The sequence below is a fragment of the Mycobacterium sp. genome (assembly GCF_036273375.1).
GTDB lineage: Bacteria > Actinomycetota > Actinomycetes > Mycobacteriales > Mycobacteriaceae > Mycobacterium.
Map to the genome: position 1 here is coordinate 38,863 of NZ_DASUHS010000256.1, position 7,166 is coordinate 46,028.

At 66.7% G+C, this 7,166-nt stretch carries 6 protein-coding genes; 3 read left to right on the forward strand and 3 right to left on the reverse strand.

The annotated features are described in order from the left end of the window. Nucleotides 1-82: 82 nt before the first annotated feature. Nucleotides 83-1,090, reverse strand: a complete 1,008-nt coding sequence (gene grcC1 / locus VFW69_RS22965; protein ID WP_526504943.1) for a nonaprenyl/(2E,6E)-farnesyl/geranylgeranyl diphosphat synthase — start codon at nucleotides 1,088-1,090, stop codon at nucleotides 83-85. A gap of 22 nt (nucleotides 1,091-1,112) precedes the next feature. Here grcC1 and menJ point away from each other — a divergent pair, with 22 nt between their 5' ends. Both menJ and VFW69_RS22975 read left to right on the forward strand, forming a co-directional pair. After that, nucleotides 1,113-2,342, forward strand: coding sequence for a menaquinone reductase MenJ (menJ, locus tag VFW69_RS22970; protein WP_526504945.1), 1,230 nt, complete (start codon nucleotides 1,113-1,115; stop codon nucleotides 2,340-2,342). Nucleotides 2,343-2,456: 114 nt separating this feature from the next. After that, entirely contained in the window at nucleotides 2,457-2,867 is a 411-nt protein-coding gene (locus VFW69_RS22975; RefSeq protein ID WP_526504947.1) for a DUF732 domain-containing protein, read from the forward strand. A gap of 7 nt (nucleotides 2,868-2,874) precedes the next feature. On the opposite strand, the gene VFW69_RS22980 is transcribed toward VFW69_RS22975, so the two are convergent. Further along, nucleotides 2,875-3,567: a demethylmenaquinone methyltransferase gene (locus tag VFW69_RS22980; protein ID WP_526504949.1), complete on the reverse strand. Its 693-nt coding sequence runs from the start codon at nucleotides 3,565-3,567 to the stop codon at nucleotides 2,875-2,877. Nucleotides 3,568-3,623: 56 nt separating this feature from the next. Here VFW69_RS22980 and VFW69_RS22985 point away from each other — a divergent pair, with 56 nt between their 5' ends. Next, on the forward strand, nucleotides 3,624-4,448 hold the full coding sequence (locus VFW69_RS22985; protein WP_526504951.1) for an SDR family oxidoreductase: 825 nt from the start codon (nucleotides 3,624-3,626) through the stop codon (nucleotides 4,446-4,448). Here the strand turns inward: VFW69_RS22985 and VFW69_RS22990 are convergent, their stop codons facing one another. Further along, nucleotides 4,449-7,139 (reverse strand): ATP-binding protein, encoded by a 2,691-nt coding sequence (locus VFW69_RS22990; RefSeq protein WP_526504953.1) that lies wholly within the window; start codon nucleotides 7,137-7,139, stop codon nucleotides 4,449-4,451. It abuts the gene before it with no gap. Nucleotides 7,140-7,166 lie beyond the last annotated feature (27 nt).

Consider the following 7,166-nt stretch of genomic DNA (forward strand, 5'->3'; position numbering starts at 1 on the left):
GGGAGCGCGCGTTACTGCCGGTTACAGCTCATTGAACGCCGAGATGGCCTCGTTGGTTCCGCAGAGCCGTCTTAAGGCGACGCTAGCCGTGCCGGCTGATGGTGTAGTCGACCAGCGTCTGCAACGCGTCGCGGCCGGGGACGTCCGGCAACAGGGCCAGCTCCTGGCGGGCCTGCTCGGCGTACTCGTGCAGCGAGTGCTTGGCCTTGGTCATGCCCGGCGAGGCCCGCAACAGCGCCAGCGCCTCGGCCACCGCGTCGTCCTCCTCGATGGGCCCGACCAGCAGCTCACGCAGCCGTGCCGCCTCGGGCCCGGGTTCGCGCAGCGCGTAAACCATCGGCAAGGTGTGCACGCCTTCGCGCACGTCGGTGCCGGGCAGTTTGCCGGACTCGTGGGAATCACTGTCGATGTCGATGATGTCGTCGGAGATCTGGAACGCGGTGCCCACGATGCCGCCGAGGCGGCTCAGCCGCTCCACCTGATCGGTGTCCGCACCCGAGAACATCGCACCAAACCGGCCGGCCGCGGCGATCAGGCACGCGGTCTTCTCGTACACCACTTTCAGGTAGTGCTCGATCGGGTCGGACCCCTCGACGAATCCGCGCGTCTCGCGCATCTGCCCCGTCACCAACTGGGCGAACGTCTCGGCGATCAGCCGCACCGCCTCGGGCCCCAGCCGAGAGACCAACCGGGAGGCCGTGGCGAACAGATAATCCCCCGCCAGGATCGCGACGTTGTTGCTCCAGCGCACGTTGGCGGTGGGCGTGCCGCGACGAACCTCCGCCTCGTCCATGACGTCGTCGTGATACAGCGTGGCCAGGTGCACCAGTTCGATGACGGCGCCGGCGATGGTCACGTCCGCGCTGTCCGGGTTGGGCCCGATCTGCGCCGACAGCACGGTGAACAGCGGCCGGAACCGCTTGCCGCCGGCCTTGAACAGGTGTGTCAGCGACTCGGTCATGATGTCGTCGGCGCTGCTCAGCTCGGTGTCCATGAGCTGCTCGATCCGCCCCACACCGTCCCGTACGGTCGCCGCGAAAGCGGGGTTGCCGAAGTCAACGCCCGCCACCACCGTTGCCGGAGTACTCACGGGACCAAACATACTGGTGTGCATGAACACGGGAGCGACCCGAGCCCAAGTGGTGGTCGTGGGCGCAGGACCTGCCGGTGCGGCGGCGGCGGCCTGGGCCGCCCGCGCGGGCAACGACGTACTGGTCATCGATTCGGCGAGCTTTCCCCGCGACAAGGCCTGCGGCGACGGACTGACCCCGCGCGCGGTCGCCGAGCTGGAACGGCTGGGGCTGCGCGACTGGCTGGACACGCGCATCCGGCATCGAGGACTGCGGATGAGCGGGTTCGGCGGCGAGGTGGAAGTCGATTGGCCCGGGCCGTCATTCCCGTCGACCGGCAGCGCGGTCGCTCGCTTCGAATTGGATGACCGGATCCGCAAAGTCGCCGAAGATTCCGGGGCGCGGATGCTGCTCGGGACCAAGGCCGTTGCCGCGCAACATGATTCATCGGGACGAGTAACATCGGTGACATTGGCCGACGGCACCGAGGTGAGCTGCCGCCAGTTGATCGTCGCTGACGGTGCCCGTTCGTCGCTGGGCCGCAAGCTGGGCCGGCGCTGGCATCAGGAGACGGTGTACGGCGTCGCCGCCCGCGGCTATCTGACCACCGCGCGGGCCGCCGACCCCTGGCTGACGTCACATCTGGAACTGCGCTCCCCCGACGGCGCGGTGCTGCCCGGCTACGGCTGGATCTTCCCGCTGGGCAATGGCGAGGTGAACATCGGCGTCGGAGCGTTGTCGACGTCCAAGCGGCCCGCCGATCTGGCCCTGCGCCCACTGATCGACTACTACACCGACCTACGCCGTGACGAGTGGGGCTTTACCGGCCAGCCCCGGGCGGTGGCCTCGGCGCTGCTGCCGATGGGCGGCGCGGTGTCGGGCGTGGCCGGTGCCAACTGGATGCTGATCGGCGACGCCGCGGCGTGCGTGAACCCACTCAACGGCGAGGGCATCGACTACGGGCTCGAGACCGGGCGCCAGGCCGCGGCGCTGCTGGATTGCCCCGACCTGTCGCGGGTGTGGCCGTCGCTGCTGCAGCAGCACTACGGCCGCGGCTTCTCGGTGGCACGCAGGTTGGCGCTGCTGCTGACGTTCCAGCGGTTTCTGCCATCGACCGGACCGATCGCGATGCGCTCGACGACGCTGATGACCATCGCCGTACGGGTAATGGCCAATCTGGTCACCGACGACGACGCGGACTGGGTGGCGCGCGCCTGGCGGGGCGGTGGGCGGCTGTCGCGGCTGCTGGACCGTCGAACGCCCTTCAGCTGACCGAAGTGGTTCGGCATCGCCGCTGGTCGGGGACCTTGGTGTCCCCTGCGGGGCAAAAAATCGGCGTTTGGCTTTCGCCCGCGCACCCGGACCGGGGCGTGTATAGTCCGGCTAATGAAGGGAACGAGGCTGGCTACTATCGGCGCCGCCGCTGCTATCGTGCTCGCCGCGCTGGTCGCGCCGGCGCAGCTTTCCGTGCCGGCGCAGGCGGATCCGCCGCCGACGGCGCCATACCCGACCCCGCGGACGCCGTCGCCCCCGAGCGACTACGACGCGCCATTCAAGAACACCATCAACGGCTTCGGTATCTACCAGCCGCAAGACCAGTTGGCGTGGCTGGGCAAGATCACCTGCGACCGGTTGGGCCGCGGCGTGGACCACGATGCCCACCAGTCCGCGACTTTCATTCAGCGCAACCTGCCGCGCGGCACCACCGAGGGGCAGTCGTTGCAGTTCTTAGGCGCAGCGGTCGACCACTACTGCCCGGACCAGGCCGGCGTGGTCCAGGCCGCCGGCAACCACTAGAAACTGCTCAGCGCAGGGGCTTGTACCCGGCGTGTAGAGCGACGATGCCGCCGGTCAGGTTGCGCCAGCGCACCCCGGACCATCCGGCCTGGGTTATCCGCTGCGCCAGCGCCGCCTGATCGGGCCATGCCCTGATCGATTCCGCGAGGTACACGTACGCGTCGGGATTGCTGGACACCGCCCGCGCCACCCGCGGCAGCGCCCGCATCAAGTACTCCTTGTAGACCGTGGCGAACAGCGCATTGCTGGGCGTGGAGAACTCGCACACCACCAGTCGGCCGCCGGGGCGCGTGACGCGGGCCATCTCGCGCAGCCCGGCCTGGGTGTCGACGACGTTGCGCAGCCCGAAACTGATTGTCACGGCATCGAATACGTCGTCGCCGAACGGCAGCCTGGTGGCGTCACCGGCGACCTTCGGAACGTCGCGCGCCGCACCCGCCGCCAGCATGCCGACCGAAAAATCGGCGGCCACACACCACGCCCCGGACTTCTCCAGCTCCACGGTGGACACCGCGGTACCCGCGGCGAGGTCCAACACCTTCTGACCCGGCCCGATGGCCAGCGCCGACCGGGTGGCCTTGCGCCAGTACCGGTCCTGGCCCACCGACAGCACGGTGTTGGTCAGGTCGTACCGGCGGGCGACACCGTCGAACATCGACGCGACATCCCGGGGATCCTTGTCCAATTCCGCGCGACTCACCAGAGAAACGCTACCTGTCGGGGAATGAGGTGGCGCCGTCGGCGTTGTATGAGGGCGTGACTGAAAAAGTTTGGTTTATCACCGGGACATCGCGAGGTTTTGGACGGGCGTGGGCGATCGCGGCGCTACAGCGCGGCGATAAGGTCGCCGCAACGGCGCGCAACACCGCCTCGCTGGACGACCTGGCGCAGAAGTACGGCGACGCGCTGCTGCCGATTCGTCTGGACGTGACCGACCGGGCGGCGGATTTCAGGGCGGTCAAGCTGGCGCACGACCACTTCGGCCGGCTCGACATCGTGGTGAACAATGCCGGCTACGGTCAATTCGGGTTCCTCGAGGAGCTTTCCGAGCAAGACGCACGCGATCAGATCGAGACCAATGTCTTTGGGGCACTGTGGATCACGCAGGCCGCGCTGCCGTATCTGCGCGAGCAGAGCAGTGGCCACATCATCCAGGTTTCCTCGATCGGGGGTATTACCGCGTTTCCCTTGGTCGGCATCTACCACGCGTCGAAGTGGGCGCTGGAGGGCTTCTCGCAGGCGCTGGCGCAGGAGGTCGCTCCGTTCGGTGTGCACGTGACACTGGTCGAGCCGGGCGGCTTCGACACCGACTGGGCCGGCGACTCGTCCAGGCATGCCGATCCGCTGCCGGCCTACGACGACGTTCGCGCCGCCGTCCAAGCGGAGCGCAGCCGCCGGTGGGCCAGCCCGGGTGACCCGTCGGCGTCGGCGGCCGCCCTGCTCAAGGTGGTCGACGCCGAAAAGCCCCCGCTGCGAGTCTTTTTCGGTGCTTCCCCGCTGGAGACGGCCAAGGCCGACTACGAGAGCCGACTGCGCAATTGGGAGGAATGGCAGCCCGTCGCGGAGCTGGCCCAGGGCTGACTAGCCGGACGGCTCGTTGGCGGTTAATTTCGAGACGGCGTTGAGTTCTGCTCGCGCCTGGTCGATTTGGTCGTAGGCGTAGGTTGCCATTTCGGCGGTGGTCATGCCTTCTCCCTCCCGCGCGAGAGATTCGTACGTCTGGTCCCCAAGGACATCGCGGAGGCGGGCGATCGCGGTCGTGAGCTCGGGAAGCCACGCTCGGGTAACAGGATTGAACGCGAAGCCGGCGATGGTGGCCGCCGGTTCATCGCGTCCGAGCCTGTCCAGAAGGGCAGCCAGGGCAGCAAGTGGGACGCGCATGACGATGGTGTTGCCCGAGTCGTGGTAGTTGCGGATGGCCAGGGCGAGGTGATCGAACGCGGCCAGCTTGTCGCCGTGTTGGGCTTCGAGTCGGCCGAGGATGTTCGCCAGGTGAGTTTCTGTCCAGCGGTTACCGCTGTTCTGAGCGATCATTACACCCCGGCGCATCGCATCGCGTGCGCGAAGGGGATCGGCATCGCAGCAAGCCATGCCGTAGGTCAGAAACACGTACGAGAGCGCCCAGGGATTTGTTATGCCAGAAGAGGCGTCGAGAAGGTCCTTCGCGACGGCCATAGCCTCGGCGTGGGCACCGGCCCTCATCAGTGCGACGACCAGTCCCGATCTTGCCACGGCGTACGGGTCCGAACCATGAGCGAGCAGGTGGCGGCACCACTCGACCGTCCGTTCGGGGTGGCCGGCCAGGTTGTGCACACTGCCCAGCCACGCCTCGAAACCGGAATGCACCCCGTCGGGCCTGCTTCCGACAACGATCTGGCCTGCATCGCCGTACCGGACGGCCTCCTCAAGCCTTCCCGCTACATAGCACCACGACACCATCGCGTAAAGCGACGCCAATCGGGGGTGCTCGGTGGCGCGAGCGGGTTCGATCATCTCTTCGGCCCAGGTGATGGGTTCGTAATTCTCGATCATCAGGCCAAGTAACGAAGCGTACGTCGCGGTGGGGACCGCGACGTCGAGGTCGCCGTGGTCCGCAGCCCAGCGAAACGCACTACGCAGATTTGCGAGTTCAGCGGTGAGCCAGTTGTAGGCCTCTCGCTGACATGGGCTGTCCCAGAGGGCCATGATGTCGGTTTCCCGTCCGGCGAAGTGGCGGGCGTGGGCGTCACGTGCCTCAGTCGCCTCGCCGCGTGCGACAAGTTGTTCCTCTGTGAACTGGCGAATCGTTTCCAGCATCGAATACCGCGTCTGACCGGCTGAAGGGTCGGCGATGATTAGCGACTTGCGCACCAGGGCATCCAGCAGATCCAATACGACGTAATCGTCGGAGCCATCGAGTGCGCTTACTGCGCAGGCACTTTGGATGTCGAATCCACCCGCAAACACCGAACATCGCGCCAGCAGATGTCTTTCGGAATCATCGAGCAGATCATGAGACCAAGCGACTGTATGGCGCAGCGTTTGATGACGTTCCAGTCCTCGGCGTGTTCCGGTCAGCAGTTGGAAACGGTGATCGAGGCGATCACGCACCTCGTTGGCAGTCATCGACCTCATCCGTGAAGCGGCAAGTTCGATGGCCAGCGGGATCCCGTCAAGGCGAGCGCAGATGTCCATTACTGCGTCGCCATCACCGGTGATTGAAAAGTGCGGCGCGACGGCCTGGGCCCGTTCAACGAACAGCGCGACCGCCGACGAGTCGATTCCAATCTCGAGCGAGGGCACCGGCCAGAGTCGCTCATCAGGGACGCCCAGTCCTTCGCGGCTGGTGGCCAAGACTTTTACGGTCGCGGAGGCGTCGAGGATAGCCTCAATTAGATCGGCGGCGGCGTTCACGACGTGCTCGCAGTTGTCTAACAGCAAAAGCCGGACCCGGCCCTCCAGCGCAGCGGCCACACTGTCGGCCATGCTCTTGCCCGGCTGCTGAGTGATGCCCAGCACTGCTGCCACCGCATCGGGTACCGCAGCTCGATCGGTGACTGCGGCGAGCTCGAAAAGCCAAACGCCGTCGGGGAATTCGTCGGCCAACCGCGTCGCGACCTCCAACGCAAGGCGCGTCTTGCCGACACCACCTACTCCGGTCAGCGTTACCAACCGATGCGCCTTCACCGCCGCTTCGATCTTGGCGACCTCGGACTCACGTCCGATCAAGCTGGTAGCCACCGGCCGCAGATTTCCCGGACTCGTATCGAGCGCGCGCAGTGGCGGAAACTCGGTACGCAGTCCCGCTGCCCGGACCTGAAACACTCCAACCGGTATCGGCACGTCCCGCAGCCGGCGCGCCCCCAGATTTAGCAGATCAACTGCATTGATTAGACCCGCGGTCGATTCGGCCAACAGGATCTGACCACCATGCCCGGCGGCCATCACCCGTGCCGCGCGGTTGAGTACCGTCCCGAAATAGTCTCCTGCGCGCAACTCGGCCTCCCCAGTGGCGATACCCATTCGCACCGGCAACTCCAGCGCCCCCTGCGCGGCGATCGCGGCCTCGACTGCGGACGTCGGCGACGCAAACGCGGCGGCCACCCCGTCGCCGCTGTGGCTGAACACGTAGCCGTCGTGCGACGCGATGGCACTGCGCAGCACCTCGTCGTGCGCGACCAGGGCTTTTCGCATGTTGTCAGCGTCCGATTCCCACCGACGGGTCGAACCCTCGATATCGGTGAACAGAAATGTCACCACCCCCGACGGGGTGGGTGCCGCGGACACGCTCACAGGATGTCACAAGGAGCCCGCCACTAC

Coding starts and splice junctions, on each gene's coding strand:
- menJ (WP_526504945.1), top strand. CDS start 1,113: ATGAACACGGGAGCGACCCGAGCCCAAGTGGTGGTCGTGGGCGCAGGA.
- VFW69_RS22975 (WP_526504947.1), top strand. CDS start 2,457: ATGAAGGGAACGAGGCTGGCTACTATCGGCGCCGCCGCTGCTATCGTG.